Source organism: Pseudomonas sp. IT-P171, from assembly GCF_949767765.1.
Taxonomy (GTDB): Bacteria; Pseudomonadota; Gammaproteobacteria; order Pseudomonadales; family Pseudomonadaceae; genus Aquipseudomonas; species Aquipseudomonas fluorescens_B.
Window position 1 is genome coordinate 172,585 of sequence record NZ_CATKQN010000033.1, and the last position, 19,695, is coordinate 192,279.

Below are 19,695 nucleotides of genomic sequence, written 5' to 3' on the forward strand. Positions count from 1 at the left end.
CTCATATATTCCATGTCCATACCGAAGTCAAGCCCGTCGAACCCCAACGGCGGTACGCAAGGTCGCACCAACCAGAAGCTGCGAACTCGCCAGGCGCTGATCGATGCCGCCGTCGCCTTGCGCGACGAGGGCCTTCACCCGACGGTTGCGCAAGTGGCCGAGCGCGCAATGGTTTCGCGCGCCACGGCCTATCGCTACTTTCCCTCGACCGAGGCGTTGATCAGCGAGCTGGCCGCCGATCGCGAAATGAAGCCGCTGGAAAGCTTCTGGCGGCCGGGAGACGATCCGGTAAAGGGCATTGGCCTGGCCGCGAACGCGTTGAACACACTCTTGATCGACGACGAGATCGGCCTGCACGTGATGGAACGTTCGTTCATGTCGGTGTGGCTGGAAAGCGAGACCCACGAACCCCTGCGGCCGGGCCGACGGATGAGCTACATCGAGCCGATCGTCGACTCGCTGAAGGACGTGCTCACACCCCGTGCGCGCAAACGCCTGAAGCAGGCGCTGTCGATCGTCATCGGCACTGAAGCGTTGATCGCCGTGCGCGATATCAGTGGCGCGAGCGTTGAAGAATCACTCGATGCCGCTGCCTGGGCGGCGAGAGCGCTGGTTCGTCAGGCGCTGGCGGAGGAGGAACAGGCGCGGCAAAAGCGAAAGTGATGCCGGGCGCCATCGCTCATCCTCGGCGTATAGGCTCGGCGATCAATAGCAACGACTGCGGCACGGGACTTTGTGGGTGCTGCGGCTCTTGCAGGCCGGCCAACCGAAAACCGGCCATGTCCAAGGCATTGAGCCAGCTGGACAAGGTGCGGAAATACCAGGGCATGGGTTGCCACTGCCCCTTGAACCCGGCAAAGGTCTCTGTGCGCCAGCCATCCTGATAATTCCCCGCCGCTGCGGCCCACGGATGCAGTGTCTGGATCACCAGCGCACCGTCTGGGGCGAGCAGGGGAGGCATGGCGGCGAGCAGAGGGATGATGTCCTGGTGCAGCAAGGCGAAGTTGGCGCAGATCAGGTTGTAGTCACGACCGATATCGACTTTTGCCTCCGCCAACGCTTCATAACTCGCCAAATGCACCACAGAAGTTCCCGCCGCACGGGCCGCTTCGACCAGCGTTGCATCGCCATCCACACCGACTGCCTCGATGGAACGTTCCGTCAACGCACGCAACAGCCAGCCCTCACCGCAGCCCAGGTCGAGCACGCGCTCGGGTTGACGGCCCAGCACCGCCAGCAGGATGGCCTGGTCTGTGACCGTGTGGCGGCTTTCTATGGTGCCGGCGCGGATGGCTTCGATCCAGGACCGGGCATTAAGGTGCCAACTTTGGAGGAGGGTGGATTCGGGGGCGGACATGGCGGTGACCGGCGTTCTGGGTTGGATAAAGGATAGGTCAAATGTTGATGGGCGAATGGGGTTGGGCAGTCGCGATGGGGGCCTTGATGCTGAAGCGTCAGCGACAGATCTCATCTGCCAGTTTCCTGGCCTGCCGAGTCGCAGCCTCGCGCGCGCCACGATCAACGTCTTCCCCCAGGATGGTTTTTTCCACAATCACCGAATGCACATCGGTCACGCCGATGAATTGCAGCCAGGCTTCCACATAAGGCTTCTGAAAGTCGAAACGCTCCGCCGGCGTGATCGACTGCGCCGAAAAATCCAGGCCGCGGGCGTACGCCACCACGGCGGTTTTGTTGTGCAGCATGCCTTCCAGGCCGCGTTCCGGGTCGAAGCTGAACAGGATGTCTTTCTGCGAAACCAGGTCGATGAAGTGCTTGAGTTTGTACGGGATACTGAAATTCCAAAGCGGTACGGACATCACCAGCACATCCGCACGGTGCAAGTGCGCAGCCAGGTCTTTCAAAGTGTTCCAGGCCTCCTGTTGCGCCGGGGTCAAGGCAGTGCCATTGAGTCCTGCGTATTTGGCTTCCATGGCCAGGTCATCGAATTCCGGCAACGCCATGTTCCAGAGGTCGAGCGTGAGGATTTCGGTGTTCGGGATGTGTTCTTGATAACGCGAGATGAAGCGGCGGGCGACTTCAAGGGACGCCGAACGCTGCTTGCGTGGAGAACATTCAATATGCAGAAGAGTAGTCATGGCGCGCCTCGAGTGGTGGGGTAGGGAGGCATTGCAACATAGTTGTATTTGAAATATAAATCGTAAATTAGTACTCGATTGATCACGTATAAAACTATGTTCGATACCCTGCTGCTCAAAACATTTGTCGCTGTCGTCGATGAAGAAGGCTTCAGTCGTGCAGCTGAAAAGCTGCACCTTACTCAATCTGCGGTCAGTGGCCATGTGCGGCGACTGGAAGAACAGGTTGGTAAACCGCTGTTGACGCGGACCACCCGCTCCCAGCAACTGACGCCCGATGGCGAGCGCCTGCTGTCTTATGCGCGCACGATCCTTGTGTTGAATCGTGATGCCTGGGCAGAACTGACGCGTACGCCATTTCACGGGCGACTGCGGATCGGGGTGTCCGAGGATTTTGTCGAATCTCGACTACTGCGCACTTTTCAGGATTTCGCCGCGCAGTACCCAGGGATGGAGATCGACGTGCAAGTGAGCATTCCTGGCACGTTACTGGCGCTGATGAAGCAAGGGCATCTGGAGTTGGTCATCGGTTCGCTGTGCGAAACCAGCGCAGCGGGTCTTTTGCTATGGCAAGAACCGTTGGTGTGGGCCTGGTCGGCGCAACCCGTCACGCAGCTACCGACGCCGTTGCCGCTGGCCCTGTTCCCCGAGCCGTGCCCTTATCGCGAGGCAGCGCTGAAGCGACTGGCTCAGGCGGGCATCGCCCAACGCACGGCCATGTTATGCAGCAGCACGGCCGGGTTGCAGGCAGCGGCGCTTGCAGGCTTCGCGGTAGCGCCCATGCCACTCAGCCAGTTGAGGCAAGGACTGGTGGTTCTTGGGGCGGAACAAGGGTTGCCGGAGTTGCCTGATGCGGAGTTTCGGTTGTTTACCTCACCTGAAGCGGACCAGGCGATAGTGGCAGCGTTCACTCAGCTTATTGTGGCGTATTGCTCTGCGCGCAGGGCCTGACAGTCATTTCAAAGGCTTGGTATCGAATGCTGCGATATCGATGCGACCCCTCTCGTCAGTCGGTTTTAGCGCTCGCTAAAAAGTACGCAACCAATGCGTTGGCATGGCCATGGCCCATGCCGTGTTCAGTCTTGAGCAAGGCCACCATTTCCATATGCTTCTTGCCGCTGACTGTTTTGAGCAGGCTTAGCCAGTGGGTGATCGGCTGCCCATACTTTTTTTCAATAGAGGGGAAGTACGACGCTGGTCCTTTTAGTTTTGAATCGTCGGTCATGACGCAAACTCCTTTTTGGTTTTGTGTGCTGCTTCTGTCATTGGTCGATCGTTAAAAGCCACGTATTCACCACCCGCCGATCCAGCTCCTCCCAATCCGCCATACCCAGCACCCGCGTGGTATTCAGCCCGCGCAAATACCCGCGCAACTGATTGGCGGTGGCCTGCTCCAGCTCCAGGTCGGGCGCCGGTTTGCCCAGTAGTACGGTTTCGTACTGCACCAGGTACTCGGCCACCCGATCACGGAAATCGGGCAAAACAGCGTCACGAATCAAGTCAAACGTTCTCAAGGAGAGTTCCTCATCCATCGTTTCCAGTGGCGATTGAGTATTCATCCGCCGGCACGGCGCGCAACTATTGTTAGAGGTAATAGTGACCATCAAGAAACGCAAGTTCTACTTTGTTCGCAATACCCGGAAAATCACCTCCAACGACACACCACTCACGAAAATTTGCGTGATTTGATGAACGAACCTTTCAGGATGAGACCGATGCGTCTTTTAAGTGTGCCTGCCATGGCCTTCGGCGCCTTGTTGCTCGCCGGTTGTGCCTCCGCGCCGAACGACCCGACCCTGACCTTGCAGACCAGCAAGACCCCGGCCCAATACGCTGAATGCGTTGTACCGAAATTGCAGGGCAACCCGACCGTCTCGCAGACCCAGCGCAGCTACCGGATCGTGGTGCCGAGCAAAGTCTCGGCGGACAACGTGCTGGAAGCCTACAAGGCCGGCAACGGCGGCAAGGTGTTCATCTACGAGCGGCACTTGTTGGCCTCGAACTTGTTGCCTTCCAGTTTTGAACGCGCCGCACAGGACTGCATCTAACCCCGGTACGTAAACGTTTTCTACAGAGCTCCTTTGGTTGGCCGCAACCAACCAATTTTTTGCCCCGCACCGCATTCGGTGGCGGGGTTTTTTTTGTCTGCGAATAAACGATAGCTGTTTTTCCACTCGTCTAAATCGACAGGCCAAATCGATATTCCTGGGCTGTCCCTTCTTGCCCGGATGGATGCTCGATCAAGAAGCCACAGCGCGCAAGTACCTTTGCCGAGCCGATATTTGCGGCGTATACATTGGCAACCAGTTGTTTAAGGTTCCAACGCAACCGCGCCTCCTGGATCAGATGCTCCACCGCCTGCGTGGCCAGTCCTTGACCACACGCACTTTGAGCAATTCGATAGCCGACTTCTGCCGACCGTTCTGCCGTATCGATGCCTTTCAGGTTCGCCCGACCCACGATTTTCCTGCCAGCGTCTTCGATGACAAAAGGGTGCCAGGTTCCGGCGGCATAATCGGACAAATAAGCCGTGATGTGCTCGGTGACACCCCGCGTCGAGTAGAAAGCAGCGTCACGCGCGTCAATGTGGCGCTCGAACCACTCGCGATTGTCCAATTCAAATGTCAGCAACGCTTCAGCATCCGTGCTTTCCAGAGTCCTGATTCTGACGGGCTTCATAAGTACGCTCCCTCCTTGGTAAACAACCTGGATCATTGTGCAGTGGGACACCGGTCCGCTCCTGGCCGCCAGCATCCTCTCACGCATACCAGGCACCGCTAACGCAGAGACTTGAACGCTGTGCGAAGTTCTTCAGTAAAGAGGCGGGGCTGTTCCCAGGCTGCAAAGTGACCGCCTTTGTCGGCTTGATGGAAGTAGATCAGACGGCTGTAGGCGCGTCGGGCCCAGGTTTCCGGAGGGAAATAAACGTCATCTGGAAACACTGTGACCGCCACTGGCAGGGAAATCTCGGTGGTCTTCTGTGCCGCAGAGGAAAGGGGGCTGCGCCCTTTGTTTTCCCAATACAGCCGTCCTGCCGAAGCGGCGCTGTTCGTGAGCCAGTACAACGTGAAGTTATCCAGCACTTGATCCTTTGTCGGCAGCTGTTGAGCGTCGGCGCCGTACATCCATTTTGAAAATCCCGGGTGAACGAGCAGGAGCGCCGCGAGAAAGCTCGGTGAATCCGCTACGCCGTAGCCCATCATCTGCGGTCTTGCGGCCATCATTGCGCTGTACGCCAGGTTGCCCTGCTTGATCAGTGTGGCAACGGCGTCGAAGGTGGCGCGCTCCTGCGCGGAGAAGTTCTCCGGTGCCGGCCCGCCCGCAGCGAGTGCCGCAGTCGCTTCCGGCGGAATTGTGGCCGGCAGGTTGAGGTGAATGCCGAGCAATCCGGCCGGTGCCTGGCGCGCCATCGCGCTGGTGATCGGGCCACCCCAGTCGCCACCCTGGGCGACGTACCGCGTGTACTCGAGGCGTTTCATCAACTGCGCCCAGGCCCGTGCAATATGATCCGGGTCCCAGCCAATCCCCGTCGGTTTTCCGGAGAAGCCATAGCCAGGGATCGACGGAATCACCACATCAAATGCATCCGCCGCGTTGCCCCCGTGAGCGACGGGGTCGGAGAGCGGGCCGACGACATCAATAAACTCGAGAATGGAGCCTGGCCAACCGTGGGTCATGATCAACGGCAAAGCGTTCGGACGGGGAGAGCGCACCCAGATGAAATGGATGTCCACGCCATCGATCGTCGTGACGTACTGCGGCAAGGCGTTGAGCCGGGCCTCGACTTTGCGCCAGTCGTAACTCGTGCCCCAGTAGTGAACCAGCGCCTTCAATTGTTCCAGTTGAGCGCCCTGGGACCGATCGGAAACCGTCTCTTTATCCGGCCAGCGGGTCGCCGCAATGCGCTCACGCAGATCCGCCAGATCGCGGTCAGGAACGTGGATCTGAAAAGGGCGGATGGCTTCGGTCTCTTCAGTGGCGACCGCATTGGCGGGAAGCGATGAGGTGAGCATGACGGCGACTGCGGCAGCGACGAATGCGAATTTCATATTCACTTCCTCGAATGAGGGCATGCTGGACATCATTGGAAATTGAAGGTTAGTTCAACCGTGCGCACTTCTCCCATTACGAGGATCCCGGCATGCGCCACTACACTGTGCAATACCTGTTCAACGGCGAGCCCCGCACTCACGTGTTCGAGTTCAATCAGCCTCGGCTGCCTGTCCATGAGGCGGCGATGCACCTGTTGCAACTGCATTTTGGGGATGGAGAGAACAGCCTGATCATGCCCAATGCGGATGCGACGCCAGCGGAGATTTCAGAGCAGGCCGAGCGGGTAGGGCTGACGCAGATACAGGTCGTGGACTAACGTGCGTAGCAAACCGAAAAAATCTATTGAATAAAAGCTCTATAAGCTTTAAACGGGATGCTCACTGGCGCATTGCTAGCAATCACTCAGTAAGTATCGCCAGTTACTGGCTCAGGGAGCGCTGATGAGTGTTCGTCCATGCAACGACTCTGCGCGGCAATCGAACGATTGCCACGTGGTTGCATCTCAACGAAAAGGAAATTCGGAGACTGTCGGCATGGCGTACGCTGGCAACGAAAATACGATCGAACAATTGCTGGATTCAGCGCGCAACTGGGGGCACACCACCGCGTGGGTGGTTTACCGCGCCGGCGAACAAATGCATTTGGTCGGGCAGGGCGATCCACGTGCGCGGTGGCCTTCAAGTGTTGCGAATGACGAGTTCGAAGCCTTTTGCCTGACCTGGCGATTGCACCGCTGGCCGACCGGCAAGGGCGAAAGTGAACTGGGTTGGCTGCTTGCGCCAGTCGACGATGCCGCTGAACCGGCGCTCGCCGAATTTGCCCAGCGCCTGGGCATTGAGGTACAGACCAATACGCTTGCCCGTGCGCAGATTACTCAGCGTGTGCTGTATGAAATTACCTACCTGGCCAGTTCGACCCGCGACCGGTCGGTGTTTCTGGTGGGGGTTCACCAACTATTGGCGAGCCTGATCGATGCCGAGAACTTTTATCTCGCGTTGTATGACCCGCACAGCGGCAAGATCGACTATCCGTATTACGTCGACATCATCGACGTTGATGCCGTCGAGTCCCAGCACTACGAATACCTTGACCCGTCACACCTGTCCTTGACCGGGCAAGTGTTGACCACTGGCCAGCCATTGCTGATCGACGCCGCCGGCATTCTCGCGGCTCAGGCCGAGGAGCGTTTTTACTGCGTGGGTGATCGTCCCGAGTTCTGGATGGGGGCACCGTTGAAAAATGCCTCGGATGACGTGTTCGGCATGCTCGCGATGCAGGTCTACGAGGTTTCCCGAACCTACAGCGCCGAGGACCGCGCGCTGTTTCTGGTGGTGGCACGCCACGTGGCCATGGCGCTGGACCGGATCCTGCACCGAGAGGACCTGGAAGCGACGGTGATACGTCGTACCCTGGAGCTGTCGGCACTCAACGACGCATTGCGGCAGGAAGTGGCAGATCGAGAGCGCGCCGAGCATCTGCAGAGCGCGCTGTTCCAGATCGCTGAACTGTCCAGCCAGCCTGGCGACATGGCTGAGTTGTTTCAAACCCTGCATGGCATCGTCGGTGATCTGTTGTTCGCGCGGAACTTCTACATTGCGCTGTTCGACGACGCGACCAGTGAAGTGACCTTTCCCTATTACGTTGATGAGCGGCAGACGACCTGCCCGGTGGCACGGCGTGGGAGCCGGGGCTTGACCGAGTACGTGATCCGTCAGCGCCGACCTTGCCTGATTGATGCCGACGAAGCCGAGCGATTGACTGCGCACGGTGAAATCGAAGTGGCCGATGCGTATTTCCAATCCTATTCCTGGCTGGGCATTCCCTTGTTCGATGGCGATGTGGTGCGTGGCGTGCTGGCAGTGCAAAGCTATACCTCGCAGGTGCGCTATACCCTGCGTGACCAGGAATTGCTGACGTTCGTGTCGCGGCACATCGACACCGCGTTATCGCGCCGCACGGCCGCCGAAGCGATCCATGCCGCCAACCTCAAGCTGGAAGCCCGGGTGCAGAACCGCACCCGCGAGCTCGATCACGCCAATGCCAAGTTGCAGCACGAGAACTCCCACGATGCGCTGACCGGGCTGCCGAATCGTACCTACCTGCAACAGCGCCTCAATCTGGCCTGGTCGCAGTTCGGCAGCGAAGGCGGGCACCTGGCGGTGATGTTCATCGACCTCGACCGTTTCAAACTGGTCAACGACAGCCTCGGCCACCATTTTGGCGACCTGCTGTTGAGGCAGGCCGCCCACCGTTTACGCGGTTGCCTGCGCGACACCGACATGCTCGCACGCCTGGGCGGCGATGAGTTTTCCGTGCTGGCACCCGACGCGCCGCTGGACGTGGTGATCGAAATCGCCGAACGGATTCTGGTGGCGTTTGACCTGCCGTTTTTGATCAATGGCTATGAGGTGTTTTCGTCCTGCAGCATCGGTATCGTCAGCGCCGACAGCCAGTTTCATATGGAGCCCGCCGACTTGCTGCGCGATGCCGATGCGGCGATGTACCGGGTCAAGAGTGCCGGACGCGACAGCTACGCGGTGTTCAATCAGGAAGTGCGCCGTGAAGTCTCGGACCAGGTCGAGCGGGAAGGTGCCTTGCGCAACGCGCTCAAGCGTACCGACGAATTGCTGCCGTATTTCCAGCCGATCGTCAGCGTCGAAAGCGGCGAACTGGTTGCCCTCGAAGCGCTGATTCGCTGGCATCAGCCGGGCGGCCGGGTGATCGCGCCGGGCGAGTTTTTGCCGGACGTCGAGGGTTTGCGCCTGATCGGTCGCCTGGACCTGTACATGCTGACCAGCATCGCAATGATCCTCGCGCAACCCGAGCACGCCAACTGGCCGCCGGTGCACGTCAATTGCTCCAGCTACAGCATGACGCGTCCGGACTTCGCCAGTGATGTGCTTGCCTTGCTGGCGCGGCACCGGGTCGAGCCGTCGCGGATCTGCCTGGAATTGACCGAAGGGGCGCTGGTCGCCGAACCGGCGATTGCCCGACTGACCATGCAGCAATTGGCCGACAACGGCATGTCGGTGGTGCTTGATGACTTCGGTGCCGGGTTTTCATCCCTGAGCTATGTGCATCAATACCGTTTCAGCGGCCTGAAGATCGACAAGTCGTTCATCCTCGAATTGACCGCCAGCCCCCGCAGTCGCGCGATTGTCCGGGCGATTGTGCGGATGGCCGAATCGCTGGACCTGAGCGTGGTGGCCGAAGGTGTCGAGGATCAAGCGACGCTGGACCTGCTGCGCGAAATGGGCGCAGGGCAGGCCCAGGGTTATTACTTTGCCAAGCCGATGGGGTTGGAGGCGTTGTTGGCGAGTTCGTTGATTGAGGGTTAGGGGTTGTTGAGGTATTGCGCCCTTATCGCGGTTTCCTGACCTTCACGAGCGAGTACGGCCTGTACCTCATCGGCCCCATTGATGAAATCGGCCAGAAGCTGCCCTCGACTAGCGGGGTCAATATCTCCAGAAAACTGGAGTTACGAGCACCAACACAGTCAGGATTTCCAACCTTCCCAGAAGCATTCCAACGGTGAGTAGCCATTTGGCGGCATCCGGTAATGACGAGAAATTACCTGCCGGCCCAATGATCGTGCCCAGGCCTGGCCCGACGTTACACACCGCCGTAGCGGCACCACTCAACGCGGTTATCCAATCAAGCCCAATGAAAGCCAGGCCCAAAGCGATGGCGGCAATCGTGATGGTGAAGAAAAACGAGAAGGTCAAAAGCGAGCGCACGATCTCCTCGTCGATGGGGTGACCGTTGTATTTTTTCTGAATCACGGCTCGAGGATGGATCAACTGCTTCAAGCTGCTGACCAGCAGAGCGGCAGCCACCTGGAAACGGAAGATTTTAAGACCGCCTGCCGTTGAGCCGGAACAGCCACCGACGAAGGTCAAATAGAAAAACAGCAAAACAGCGAAACTGCCCCACAAGGTGTAGTCGCCAACCGCAATTCCGGTGGTCGTGACGACCGAGGTCACATTGACTGCCACGATACGAAACGCATCCCACCATCCGTAATCGCTGTGAAAATACAGCCAGGTACCAACAGCCAGCGATGTGACGAGCAAGAATCCAATAAATCCGCGTACCTGGTGATCCTTGATCAGCGCACGCCGATTACCCCGCAATGTCGCGACATACAAGGTGAATGGCAGGCTGCCCAGAATCATGATGACAACCGCCACCCAGTGAATCGCTGGTTGAGTCCAATGCCCGAGAGAGGAATCCGAAGTTGAGAAACCTCCGGTAGAGATTAGCGACATCGCGTGGTTGACCGCTTCAAATGGCGTCATTCCCGCGAGCCAGAGCGCTAGAGCTCCGATGCCCGTCAGCCACAGATAGAGCAAAAGAATGTACTTGGCTGCCACATGGGAGCGCGGTGTCACTTTCTCCGACCAATCTGAGGACTCTGTCTGGAACAGACGCATGCCGCCGACTCGCAACAGTGGAAGAATCGCCACAGCCATGCCGATAAAGCCGATGCCACCCAACCAGTGGAGCATGGAGCGCCAGATCAGCAAGCCGGGAGATGAGCTATCCAGACCGGTGAGTACAGTCGAGCCAGTGGTCGTGATGCCAGACATCGTTTCAAAGAATGCGTCGGTGTAGCTGATATCGCTGATGAACACCATGGGTAAAGCTGCGAAGGTGCACACAACTACCCAGCTTGCGGTAGTCAGCAAGTACATGTCCCTCGGCCGAAGATCGCCAGTATTCGGGCGCCCCCGCACGATCAACAGGAGACCACAGATGAAGGTAATCAAACTCGACCAGAGGAAGGCCGAGAGATCGTCGCTACGCTCATAGATCACCAGTGTGATCATGGGAATAGCCATGCTCACGGCCAGCGTGATCAAAAAAATACCTAAGATGAAGCCGATAAGCCGAATTGCTGCGAGGGACATCACAGTAGCGTTCCAAATTAGCACCGCGCAGTATCGGATGCCCGCCCTAAAGGCTCCGTAAATTCTCCGTAAAATTTCTATGAGCAATCAGTCAGGCTGCATGGGTCAAAGAGCAGCTTTGGGTCCTGTTGAAAAGGTCGGCCGTAGTACGAGCTTGAGATTGACACCTTCACTTTGAGCAGAGCATTCCGGGCTCGGATTTCGTGTAGCTGCGCGCAAAAAACGCGTTTTCAGCAGTCGGTTTATTGAGTGGTGTTGCTGTTTGTTTTTACAGGCGCTAGCCTCTCCGGACTTCAGCACAAATCAAAGTTATGCCGATATAGCGCAGCACTGGAGGGTATGCGTTATCAGGGCTTGATAAGCGATATGACGGTTCGCCCCGCAACTGACAGTGATCGAACAGCCCTGTTTGACTTGCATCGAGCAGTTTTCCACGGGCACATCGAGAAAATTTGGGGCTGGGGTGAAAGTTGCCAGCGCTCTAATTTTGCAGCCGAATTCGCATATGCAATCACGTCGGTTATTGAAGTCGACGGCCAGACTGTTGGCTACTTTCAAGTTCTGGACAAAGACGATCGAATCCATGTTCAGAACATCGCGGTTTCACACGAATTTCAAGCCAAGGGTATCGGCACCCAGATTCTGAATGGACGCCAGCTGAAAGCCGCAGCCCGCCATGTAAGCCATTTTGAAATGGAAGTCATCTCATGTTCGAACGTAACAAACTGGTGCCGGAGCTGATGGTCACCGATCTGGGTAGCAGTATGGCTTTTTGGGTTTCTTGCCTGGGGTTCAAAATAGCTTATCAACGTCCGGAAGATGGATTCGCATACCTTGATTTAAATGGCGCTCAAGTAATGCTTGAGCAGATTGATTCGAATGCCGGGCAATGGCTGACTGCGACGTTGACTAAACCGTTTGGAAGAGGCATCAACCTGCAGATTGATGTCGAGGCCGTTGCACCCATCATCCAAAAACTTGATCAGGCTGGATTTCCACTCTATCGAGAATGCAAAGACACCTGGTATCGGGCTGAAAATGTAGAAGTAGGGCAGCGCGAGTTCATCGTTCAGGATGTCGACGGTTATCTCGTAAGGTTAGTAGAGCGGTTAGGCGAGCGACCAGCCTGCTCAAGTTGAATCCGAACCAAGTCGACCGTCAGCTTTGGTCACAAGCGAGCATTCATGGTCGTCCGCTTTCGGCCCCAGAGTGTGTAAAAACAGCTTCCAAGACCGACGGAGTATGTTTCGGGCTAGGAGTTGAAAACAGCCTGAAAAATTCTTGGTATGGTGCGAGAAGGCTTCCTCTTTTTAGGACAAAAAATGATTTCACATGTATTCATCGGAGTGAATGACTTCAATCGAGCATTTGTGTTTTATCAAGGGGTCATGCAGATACTCGGACTTGATCTCAAGTTCACAGAACTTGAACGCCCATGGGCGGGCTGGAAACACCCCGACACTGCACGCCCTCTTTTCGTGGTGGGCAAACCGTTCGACGGCGAATCTGCGACGCTAGGAAATGGGCAAATGATTGCTCTGCTGGCACCTAATCGACAGATCGTACACAACGCCCATACCTTGGCGTTGGCATTGGATGGAACATGTGAAGGCGCTCCGGGCTTGCGACCCGAATACCACCCGAATTTTTATGGGGCGTATTTTCGAGACCCTGAAGGAAACAAGCTTTGCGTCTGTTGTCACGATTCGGAGTAGGTCAAGTGTAGGATCTATTTTTGGCTGAAATCGTGAACAAAACATTGTCGAGAGCCCTTGCTATGATTTCTGATAGCAAGGGTTCACGAAGGCGTTTTTACACACTCTGGGCCAAAAGCGGACGGTCGGATCAGGTCCAATTTGGCAGTAAAAAAGGCGGTCGATCGACAAACCTCACTTGGAGCCTTAGGCTCAACTACAACACAAATCTCAAAACAAGCAGCGACTGTCGCCGGTAAAAGAAAAGTCGCTTGCCCCAAGGTATTCCAAGGAGTGGTATGGGCATTTTGGATCGGTTGTTTGGTGGGCGCTTTACCATGCCTCCACCCGAGGAAACTAACCTCAGCGCTTCAGCGATCATGAAAGAATTACGGCCCGGCCCACCCGATCCCGCACAAAAAAAGGCACTCGAGACTTTTGCCCAGGCGCTGTTGGCGGTGGTTCCGGAAAAAGAAGGCGCCAGACTTGTCAGGCGCGTCATGCGTAGATACGCGATGGGAGATGACGCATGTAGTGCTTTCACAGATGGATTGTTGGATGGTTCAAAGGCGCAAAAACTTGAACACCTCGTTTTAATGAGCCTGGATTGGAAAGGTTTTGATGTGTTTGAATATCAGGCTCCTTATCTGGTTAGCGCCAACCAATTGAAAGAGCCCTACGTCTACGTGCGAAACGGTGCCTCATCAATGCCAGAGGTGCTTGATGAATTCGACCGATGGTTGGTTCGGTTTGGTAAACGTTATCTTCACTTGGACTCCGGTGGTGAAAATTACGATGGTTTTATTGTTGACGCTGACCGGGTGGAAGAGACCATTGAGTTGGCCGGCCGTGCGGGCATTAAAGTCAGTCTCGAGAACTTCTGACGTTGAGCAGTGCATAAGGGAAAATGGGCGGTGTGACGACCGTGGTGTCAGTGTTTAAGAAAGGCCGCTGTGGGTCGATTGCTGCTCTTCGCGACAGGCAACAATCGGCCCAGAGTGTGTAAAAACGCTTCGCCAAAATTGAAGTGTGCGCGTCTACGTTAAATCTGAAATTTATCGGCACGTCAGCAGATGTAGATTTCGCGTAGAAGCGCGATTTTCAATCCGGTTTTGAGTACCTGTCGCACTGAAAAACGTTTTTACACAGCCTCGGCCAAAAGCGGTCGTTACTCAAACGTCATAAACAGGGGAATTGATCTGTTAGCTTTCATTACGTAATTCCTCTGCAAGCCACTCAATCAGCGCGCGCACCTCAATCCGGTCTTCCCCACCCTGCAGTCTGAAAACCGATATCGCATTAGGTAAAGGGACACTTTCTGCGCAAGGTCTCACCAGCGTACCGTTTTCAATAAGCCTCCCGGCGGTTCGACGCCACCCCATTGCAATTCCATGCCCTTCAACGGCGGCCTGAAGCATCAAGGGGTAACTGTCAAACAAAGTGCCCTGAGAACAACCCTCCAATGTCTGCCCAAATGCCTGCAGCCAGCTATCCCATTCCATCAAGTGCGGTGGCGTGGCGCGATGGTGTAAAAGCGTGTGGAGGCGAAGTTCACTGATCCCGAGTGACTGTCGGGCAGTCAGGTAATGAGGACTGCACACTGGAAACACTTCATCAGCGGCGGTAAACGCCAGAACATGCAAGCCGCTGGGGCGTCCGGTGCTTTGTAAGGCCACGTCAAAATGGTCATTGAATTCAGTCAACGGTCTGGTGGATGTCGCGACCTGGATCTCGATTTCCGGGTGTTGCTGGTGGAACGTCGAAAGGCGCGGCATCAACCAATAGAACGCTTCGCACAACTGACACAGTAAAACGACGCGGTTTTTACGGGGTGATTCACGAAGGGTGACGGCACTGTCGCTGATACTTTGCAATGCGGTGCTCACCACGCGCCCTAGCTCACGCCCCTCCTGCGTCAGGAAGACTGCACGGTTGCGGCGGCAAAAAAGCTTCAACCCAAGATTTTCTTCAAGCCCACGGATCTGGCGGCTGATCGCCGCTTGAGTGATGTGCAATTCATCGGCAGCCTTCGAAAAGCTTTCCAGTCGAGCAGCCGCTTCAAAGGGCAGCAAACTGGCAAGCGGCGGCAATGACTTCCCAAGCGTATTCATAATCAGACGTTATGCATCCAAGACCGAGAACTCGTTTGTAGCATACCCCTGGCGCTGTGCAACATGAGCTGAATACCTCGCGGATATGCCTGATGACCATTGCTCACTCAAACATCATCGCCGGAGTGATCCTTGCCGTGGTCGCGACCCTGAGCTGGGCTCTGAATTTCATAGCCCCTTACGTCACTGGCGCCTACAGCATCTATGACTTGATGGTTATCCGGTTTCTGATCTCCGGTGCGCTGGGCGTGGTTGTCATGGTGCTCTGTCGCGCCCAGCTACGGTGCCTGCGTCGCAATCAGCAATTTCTCGCCGCCGGTCTGGGCGTGATCGGATATCTCGGGTACAGCACCTGCATTGCCGCCGGTGTTATTTTTGGCGGCCCCGTGCTGACTCCAGCGTTCATTGGCATGGTGCCAGTCTTGTTGGCACTGCTCAGCAACGCCGCGAAAAAAACGCTTCCATGGCGCAGACTGATGATACCGCTGACATTCTTGACTGGCGGGCTTGTGCTGACGAACATCAGCAGTATCAATCAACCCGTTGCGGGCCATGGGTCGTGGTTGATGGGGTTGATTTTTTCTGTCTGCGCCGTGGTCTTGTGGCTCGCATTCAGCTTGCTGAACCAGAGTGCACTGGAGAAACTCCCGGCCAATTCGTCAGGTGTCTGGACAGGCCTCATGATGGCCGGTGCCGGAATGGGCACCGTGTGCTTGTTACCGGTTGTGCTGGCGCTCGACCTTCTCAAGCTGCCAATCCTTGGTTTCAGTGTTTCCCTGGCAGGACATTTGTACGTCTGGGGCCTCGTTATTGCGATGATGTCCTCACTCGTCGGGGCCTGGGCCTGGAACGCAGCGTCCCGTCGCCTTCCCATGGTGCTTTCTGGACAACTGATCTCCCTTGAATCGCTGTTCGCTACATTACTCGGCCTGTTGTTTCATAGCCGGCTGCCAACACCTTTAGAAGCGTCAGGTCTTGCTGCCATTCTAGTAGGTGTGATTATGGCTGTTCGTATCATCCTGACTTCAATCGGTAACCCATCCTGCACGATAAGAAAAATCAACTCCGTTAACTCCTAACAGCCGATTGCTGTCTCACAAGAGGATCACCCTACGCTTTTAAGAATCGGTCGGGCCGGCATGGCCAAAGGGCACTGGACGTCTTGCCATCGATGATCTCCTCGCTGGCTAGACGTCCCACTGCCGCCGCCAAAGTAATTCCAGGGTGCATTGCACAAACGTAGACGCCACCCACTTTGGGTAGATAACCGATGATGGGGATGCCATCGGTAGGCATCGGCCTAAGTCCGATACAAGCCCTTTCCGGATCTATGGAAACAACACCATGGAGTTCGTTCTGTATTGTCTTGGCAGTTCGAAGCGCTATCGCTGCCGGCTGATTGTCCATGGCGTCGTCCAGGTAATCTTCTGCCGCCAGCAATGCACCATCCGAACTTTGCCTCACTTCTATTTCAGGGCTGGAGATGAGGGTGTGCACGAGGTTGGGTTGTGACTTGTAACGGATGAAAATGGCAGGCGAGGCTTCTATAGGCAGGGACACTCCAAGCATGTCTGTCAGCTTCGTGATGCCTGTCCCGGCTGCCAATACGACAATATCGGCATCGATAATGCCTATTGTTGTTTCGACTCCGGTCACCGTTGCACTCTGGGTTACAAAACCGAGCACTCGCGTCTGAGTGAGAATATTCGCCCCATACGCCTGGGCACCTGCGATCAACGCATGCGTAGCTGGTACTGCGTCCAGCGCTCCTTCTTCAGCCGCATATAGAGCAGACTGGGGAGGGTTCTTGAGATTTGGTTCAAGGTCGAGAATCTGCGATCGAGACACCAGGTTTGCCGAAGCCTGGTGACCTGGGGTCGGCAGCGCTCCACTCGCCATCACGCTGTAAGACAAGGCACCTGTCCATCGTATCTTCAGACCAGGCAGCTGCGTTTCGAGCCGGCGGTACTCCTTGATGGCAGAACCGCGCAGTTGCGCAATTGGGTCAGGTTCGGGGTGTGCGGTATTGATCCAGGCGAATGAGCTGCCAGTCACTCCGCAAGCTATACCTTCAGCCTCGACCAAGGTGACATTCGCGCCTTTACCTGCCAAGTGATACGCCAATGACGCGCCCACGATGCCTGCACCAATGACAACGACTCGTTTGCCCTGACCATTTCCCATATCAACCTCCGTTCTGTCGATGTGCCGATGGTACGACAGCAGGATGATTTCATGACATGAGAACCTGATCGTTCAGGACGCTTTTTAAGTGTCAGCTCCTGGCCGATTACTGCCTGTCGTGACGGGTAGTAATCGACGCTAAGCGGCCGTCACTTCAGGCAAAGATTGATCGAACTTAGCCCATCAGGTAATACAGCATTTGAGTCACGATGGGGCGCAATCCGGCGGTGTTATGATCTGGGCGTCTATTTCTGCCAAGAGATTGCCCATGGATCGCTTGTCTACCTTGTTGTCACAGTTCGGCGTGCGCGCAAACCTGTTTTACAGTGGCAAACTGTGCGGCTTGTCGTCTTACGACGGCGCTGACGGTCGTGGGTATATCCATCTGCTACAGGCTGGCAGTGTTACGTTACTGGGAGCCGATCGTAAGGAATTGCTGCTGATCCGGCCCAGCCTGATTTTTATGCCGCGCCCCAGCCGGCATCAATTGTTTGCCGGTGAGTCCGAGGGAGCTCAGTTGTTGTGTGCGTCAATGGAGTTTGAGGGTGGGGTCGATAACCCGCTGTCGGCTTCGTTACCCGATTGTCTGGTGTTGTCCCTGGATGAACTGCCAATGCTGGCCGATACGTTGAAATGGATGTTCGGCGAGGCGGCGGGTGCACATTGTGGCCGGGAGGCAGCGCTGGGACGGTTATTCGAACTGCTGGTCATCCTGTTGTTTCGACATCTGCTTGATCACAACCAGTTGCGTACTGGAATGATGGCTGGACTGGCTGACCCGCGGTTGTCGCGCTCTTTGGTGCAGATTCACAACGCACCTCATCGTGCTTGGTCAATTGCGGAACTGGCGAGCGAATCGAACATGTCTCGCGCGGCCTACGCGGTGCATTTCCGGGCCGTTATCGGGCAGACGCCCGCCGATTATCTGCTGAGTTGGCGTATCAGCCTGGCGCAGAAGCGACTTCGTGAAGGACGGTCGATTACACTGATCGCCTCCGAAGTCGGTTATGAAAGTCCTTCGGCACTTGCGCGCGCGTTTCGACGCAAGACTGGCTACAGTCCTCGGGACTGGATTAAAGACCTGGCAGGTGCAGATGATGGAGCGATGGCCTGAAACATCTAACTGCTCCGGGCCATCCCGGGTGGTCGATCATCGGCTCAACGGCGTTCCAGCTCCGTCAGAGAATGGCCAGCCACGAAAATCGAAGCGGCAAGTAACCCGATGTCTTTAAGTAGAAACTGACCAGGAGCGACCGTAATAGCGGGAAAACCGAGGCCGGGTTCGATCACGCCGGGGGTCGAGAACATGAAGCTCAAGGTGGTGAAAAAGAGTCCGGCAGAGAGCACGCCACCTACCAAAGAAAGCTTCGGTGACAGCAAGCGACCTGCAATCAGTATTCCGATCGAGACCTCCAGAACGCCAAGCAGATTGGAGAAGGTGTCGACACTGAAAATCTCATAAACCCAACCCAGGAAAGGGCTGTTGCTCACCAGCGGAACCAGTCCGACCGCTTCGTAGTGTGTGAACTTCATTCCGCCGAACCAGAAGTAAATGACGGCGAGCGCAAAATAGGCCCCGTAGATGCCAAGTGCCATGGTTTTGAACCCGAGCGTTGAAGGGTTTTGTGCGCTGTTGGTTTCGTAGTTCTCGATTCTGAAGGTTTTCATGATCAATGCTTCCAAGAGTGTGGTGAGGAACGCTAATCAGCAACCCTGCGCGGTGTGCGTTGGGAGTCGATACAGTGTTGCCTTTGTCCGCACGCTCGTGGCGTCTGAACGTATTGCGTTCGGTGCAGATCGTCTCGACTCATTCAGGTCTAAAGCGATCGCCATGCTCCCTGGCGGCACCATTTAAACCGTTTCTGAATGGCATAAAACAAGAGTCCTCGACGTCGGCTTTGGGTCGAATAGCGACCACCAGCAATTGTGACTGATCCACCCCTGTTCTCCCCTCAACGTGGAGGACGAGCCATGAACACTATTGCTAGTATGCGACCGTCGCTATCCGACCCAAAACGGACGAATTTAAGTGCCGTTGTCGATTGATCGGCGACAAGGATTGAGCCTGCTAGCATTGAGTGTCAGAGAGCCTATAAGAGCACTGATGATGCAGATGATTAAAGTTGGAGCGAGCGGTTTGAATCAGCTCCGTGCGTCTTTGAGTCAAGCTGGATTGCCCTGCGATGATGTGAGCGATCCCGGGCGGCAGTTCTACCGATTCGACGTGGATGGGAAACTGGTTGCTTATGGAGGGTTGGAGGGTACTGGCCCCGATCTCCTGCTGCGCTCTATGGTCGTTTGCGAGGAGCATCGTGGAGCGGGACTGGGTACAGCGGTGTTGTCGGAACTGGAACAACACGCGGTCTCCCGAGGCGCAGCCCGACTGCATTTGTTGACCCAAAGCGCTGTTAATTTTTTCACGGCCAACGGGTACGAACTGCTTGATAGGGGTAAAGCGCCTGTTGCAATTGCCCAGACAGCTCAGTTCCAGCATTTGTGTCCTTCGTCAGCAAGCTACCTGCGGAAAACTTTAAGCAGATCCCCTCTGCGCTGAGTGAGCCATCGAAACGCTTCTGGGTCATTGCCAGTGTTGGTAACCAACACCCGCTTTTGGCCGTTTTCTGCATGTCGCGACGGAGTGAAATCC

At 56.1% G+C, this 19,695-nt stretch carries 22 protein-coding genes; 12 read left to right on the top strand and 10 right to left on the bottom strand.

Features of this window, described 5'->3' with window-relative positions; translation table 11 throughout:
* Positions 1 to 12: 12 nt before the first annotated feature.
* Positions 13 to 663, top strand: a complete 651-nt coding sequence (locus ACM6I5_RS18185; RefSeq protein WP_017338292.1) for a TetR/AcrR family transcriptional regulator — start codon at positions 13 to 15, stop codon at positions 661 to 663.
* A 16-nt stretch (positions 664 to 679) separates the two neighbouring features.
* Here ACM6I5_RS18185 and ACM6I5_RS18190 read toward each other — a convergent pair whose 3' ends face one another.
* Both ACM6I5_RS18190 and ACM6I5_RS18195 read right to left on the bottom strand, forming a co-directional pair.
* Positions 680 to 1,357, bottom strand: coding sequence for a class I SAM-dependent methyltransferase (locus ACM6I5_RS18190; RefSeq protein ID WP_414880037.1), 678 nt, complete (start codon positions 1,355 to 1,357; stop codon positions 680 to 682).
* Positions 1,358 to 1,454: 97 nt separating this feature from the next.
* The gene (locus ACM6I5_RS18195) at positions 1,455 to 2,096 is read right to left on the bottom strand and encodes an FMN-dependent NADH-azoreductase (RefSeq protein WP_017338294.1); all 642 of its coding nucleotides are present in this window, start codon (positions 2,094 to 2,096) and stop codon (positions 1,455 to 1,457) included.
* A 96-nt stretch (positions 2,097 to 2,192) separates the two neighbouring features.
* Between ACM6I5_RS18195 and ACM6I5_RS18200 the strand changes: the two genes are divergently transcribed.
* Positions 2,193 to 3,047 carry a LysR substrate-binding domain-containing protein gene (locus tag ACM6I5_RS18200; protein WP_414884338.1) on the top strand — a complete coding sequence of 285 codons (855 nt, stop codon included), beginning with the start codon at positions 2,193 to 2,195 and terminating at the stop codon, positions 3,045 to 3,047.
* A gap of 55 nt (positions 3,048 to 3,102) precedes the next feature.
* On the opposite strand, the gene ACM6I5_RS18205 is transcribed toward ACM6I5_RS18200, so the two are convergent.
* On the bottom strand, positions 3,103 to 3,321 hold the full coding sequence (locus ACM6I5_RS18205; protein ID WP_414884339.1) for a DUF4287 domain-containing protein: 219 nt from the start codon (positions 3,319 to 3,321) through the stop codon (positions 3,103 to 3,105).
* A 37-nt stretch (positions 3,322 to 3,358) separates the two neighbouring features.
* Positions 3,359 to 3,610, bottom strand: a complete 252-nt coding sequence (locus tag ACM6I5_RS18210; RefSeq protein WP_414884340.1) for a hypothetical protein — start codon at positions 3,608 to 3,610, stop codon at positions 3,359 to 3,361.
* Positions 3,611 to 3,811: 201 nt separating this feature from the next.
* Between ACM6I5_RS18210 and ACM6I5_RS18215 the strand changes: the two genes are divergently transcribed.
* Positions 3,812 to 4,144 carry a hypothetical protein gene (locus ACM6I5_RS18215; protein ID WP_017338298.1) on the top strand — a complete coding sequence of 111 codons (333 nt, stop codon included), beginning with the start codon at positions 3,812 to 3,814 and terminating at the stop codon, positions 4,142 to 4,144.
* Positions 4,145 to 4,274: 130 nt separating this feature from the next.
* Here the strand turns inward: ACM6I5_RS18215 and ACM6I5_RS18220 are convergent, their stop codons facing one another.
* Together ACM6I5_RS18220 and ACM6I5_RS18225 are read right to left on the bottom strand one after the other, a co-directional pair.
* A complete protein-coding gene (locus tag ACM6I5_RS18220; RefSeq protein ID WP_031318794.1) occupies positions 4,275 to 4,775 on the bottom strand; it encodes a GNAT family N-acetyltransferase in 501 nt (166 codons plus the stop codon).
* A 98-nt stretch (positions 4,776 to 4,873) separates the two neighbouring features.
* Positions 4,874 to 6,145, bottom strand: a complete 1,272-nt coding sequence (locus ACM6I5_RS18225; protein WP_017338300.1) for an epoxide hydrolase family protein — start codon at positions 6,143 to 6,145, stop codon at positions 4,874 to 4,876.
* 92 nt (positions 6,146 to 6,237) lie between these two features.
* Between ACM6I5_RS18225 and ACM6I5_RS18230 the strand changes: the two genes are divergently transcribed.
* A complete protein-coding gene (locus ACM6I5_RS18230; RefSeq protein ID WP_414884341.1) occupies positions 6,238 to 6,465 on the top strand; it encodes a hypothetical protein in 228 nt (75 codons plus the stop codon).
* Between the two features lie 124 nt (positions 6,466 to 6,589).
* Positions 6,590 to 9,487, top strand: a complete 2,898-nt coding sequence (locus tag ACM6I5_RS18235) for an EAL domain-containing protein (protein WP_414884342.1) — start codon at positions 6,590 to 6,592, stop codon at positions 9,485 to 9,487.
* Between the two features lie 117 nt (positions 9,488 to 9,604).
* On the opposite strand, the gene ACM6I5_RS18240 is transcribed toward ACM6I5_RS18235, so the two are convergent.
* Positions 9,605 to 11,059, bottom strand: coding sequence for a TrkH family potassium uptake protein (locus ACM6I5_RS18240; RefSeq protein WP_031318797.1), 1,455 nt, complete (start codon positions 11,057 to 11,059; stop codon positions 9,605 to 9,607).
* A 339-nt stretch (positions 11,060 to 11,398) separates the two neighbouring features.
* On the opposite strand from ACM6I5_RS18240, the gene ACM6I5_RS18245 reads away from it, so the two are divergent.
* The 4 genes from ACM6I5_RS18245 to ACM6I5_RS18260 all read left to right on the top strand — a co-directional run bounded on the left by ACM6I5_RS18245 (position 11,399) and on the right by ACM6I5_RS18260 (position 13,637).
* Positions 11,399 to 11,800 carry a GNAT family N-acetyltransferase gene (locus ACM6I5_RS18245; RefSeq protein ID WP_414884343.1) on the top strand — a complete coding sequence of 134 codons (402 nt, stop codon included), beginning with the start codon at positions 11,399 to 11,401 and terminating at the stop codon, positions 11,798 to 11,800.
* On the top strand, positions 11,767 to 12,198 hold the full coding sequence (locus tag ACM6I5_RS18250) for a bleomycin resistance protein (protein WP_414884344.1): 432 nt from the start codon (positions 11,767 to 11,769) through the stop codon (positions 12,196 to 12,198). The genes ACM6I5_RS18245 and ACM6I5_RS18250 overlap by 34 nt, the downstream gene beginning before the upstream one ends.
* 147 nt (positions 12,199 to 12,345) lie before the next feature.
* On the top strand, positions 12,346 to 12,774 hold the full coding sequence (locus ACM6I5_RS18255) for a VOC family protein (protein WP_017338305.1): 429 nt from the start codon (positions 12,346 to 12,348) through the stop codon (positions 12,772 to 12,774).
* 278 nt (positions 12,775 to 13,052) lie between these two features.
* Positions 13,053 to 13,637 carry a hypothetical protein gene (locus tag ACM6I5_RS18260; protein ID WP_017338306.1) on the top strand — a complete coding sequence of 195 codons (585 nt, stop codon included), beginning with the start codon at positions 13,053 to 13,055 and terminating at the stop codon, positions 13,635 to 13,637.
* A 318-nt stretch (positions 13,638 to 13,955) separates the two neighbouring features.
* Here the strand turns inward: ACM6I5_RS18260 and ACM6I5_RS18265 are convergent, their stop codons facing one another.
* Positions 13,956 to 14,864 (bottom strand): LysR substrate-binding domain-containing protein, encoded by a 909-nt coding sequence (locus tag ACM6I5_RS18265; RefSeq protein WP_017338307.1) that lies wholly within the window; start codon positions 14,862 to 14,864, stop codon positions 13,956 to 13,958.
* Positions 14,865 to 14,956: 92 nt separating this feature from the next.
* Here ACM6I5_RS18265 and ACM6I5_RS18270 point away from each other — a divergent pair, with 92 nt between their 5' ends.
* Positions 14,957 to 15,943 (top strand): DMT family transporter, encoded by a 987-nt coding sequence (locus ACM6I5_RS18270; protein ID WP_414884345.1) that lies wholly within the window; start codon positions 14,957 to 14,959, stop codon positions 15,941 to 15,943.
* A 31-nt stretch (positions 15,944 to 15,974) separates the two neighbouring features.
* Here ACM6I5_RS18270 and ACM6I5_RS18275 read toward each other — a convergent pair whose 3' ends face one another.
* A complete protein-coding gene (locus ACM6I5_RS18275; protein WP_414884479.1) occupies positions 15,975 to 17,069 on the bottom strand; it encodes an NAD(P)/FAD-dependent oxidoreductase in 1,095 nt (364 codons plus the stop codon).
* A 247-nt stretch (positions 17,070 to 17,316) separates the two neighbouring features.
* Here ACM6I5_RS18275 and ACM6I5_RS18280 point away from each other — a divergent pair, with 247 nt between their 5' ends.
* Positions 17,317 to 18,162 (top strand): AraC family transcriptional regulator, encoded by an 846-nt coding sequence (locus ACM6I5_RS18280; RefSeq protein WP_414884346.1) that lies wholly within the window; start codon positions 17,317 to 17,319, stop codon positions 18,160 to 18,162.
* Between the two features lie 44 nt (positions 18,163 to 18,206).
* On the opposite strand, the gene ACM6I5_RS18285 is transcribed toward ACM6I5_RS18280, so the two are convergent.
* Positions 18,207 to 18,716 (bottom strand): YkgB family protein, encoded by a 510-nt coding sequence (locus ACM6I5_RS18285; protein ID WP_017338311.1) that lies wholly within the window; start codon positions 18,714 to 18,716, stop codon positions 18,207 to 18,209.
* A gap of 436 nt (positions 18,717 to 19,152) precedes the next feature.
* Here ACM6I5_RS18285 and arsN2 point away from each other — a divergent pair, with 436 nt between their 5' ends.
* Complete coding sequence (gene arsN2, locus ACM6I5_RS18290; RefSeq protein WP_414884347.1) at positions 19,153 to 19,602, top strand: arsenic resistance N-acetyltransferase ArsN2; 450 nt, start codon at positions 19,153 to 19,155, stop codon at positions 19,600 to 19,602.
* Positions 19,603 to 19,695: the final 93 nt, after the last annotated feature.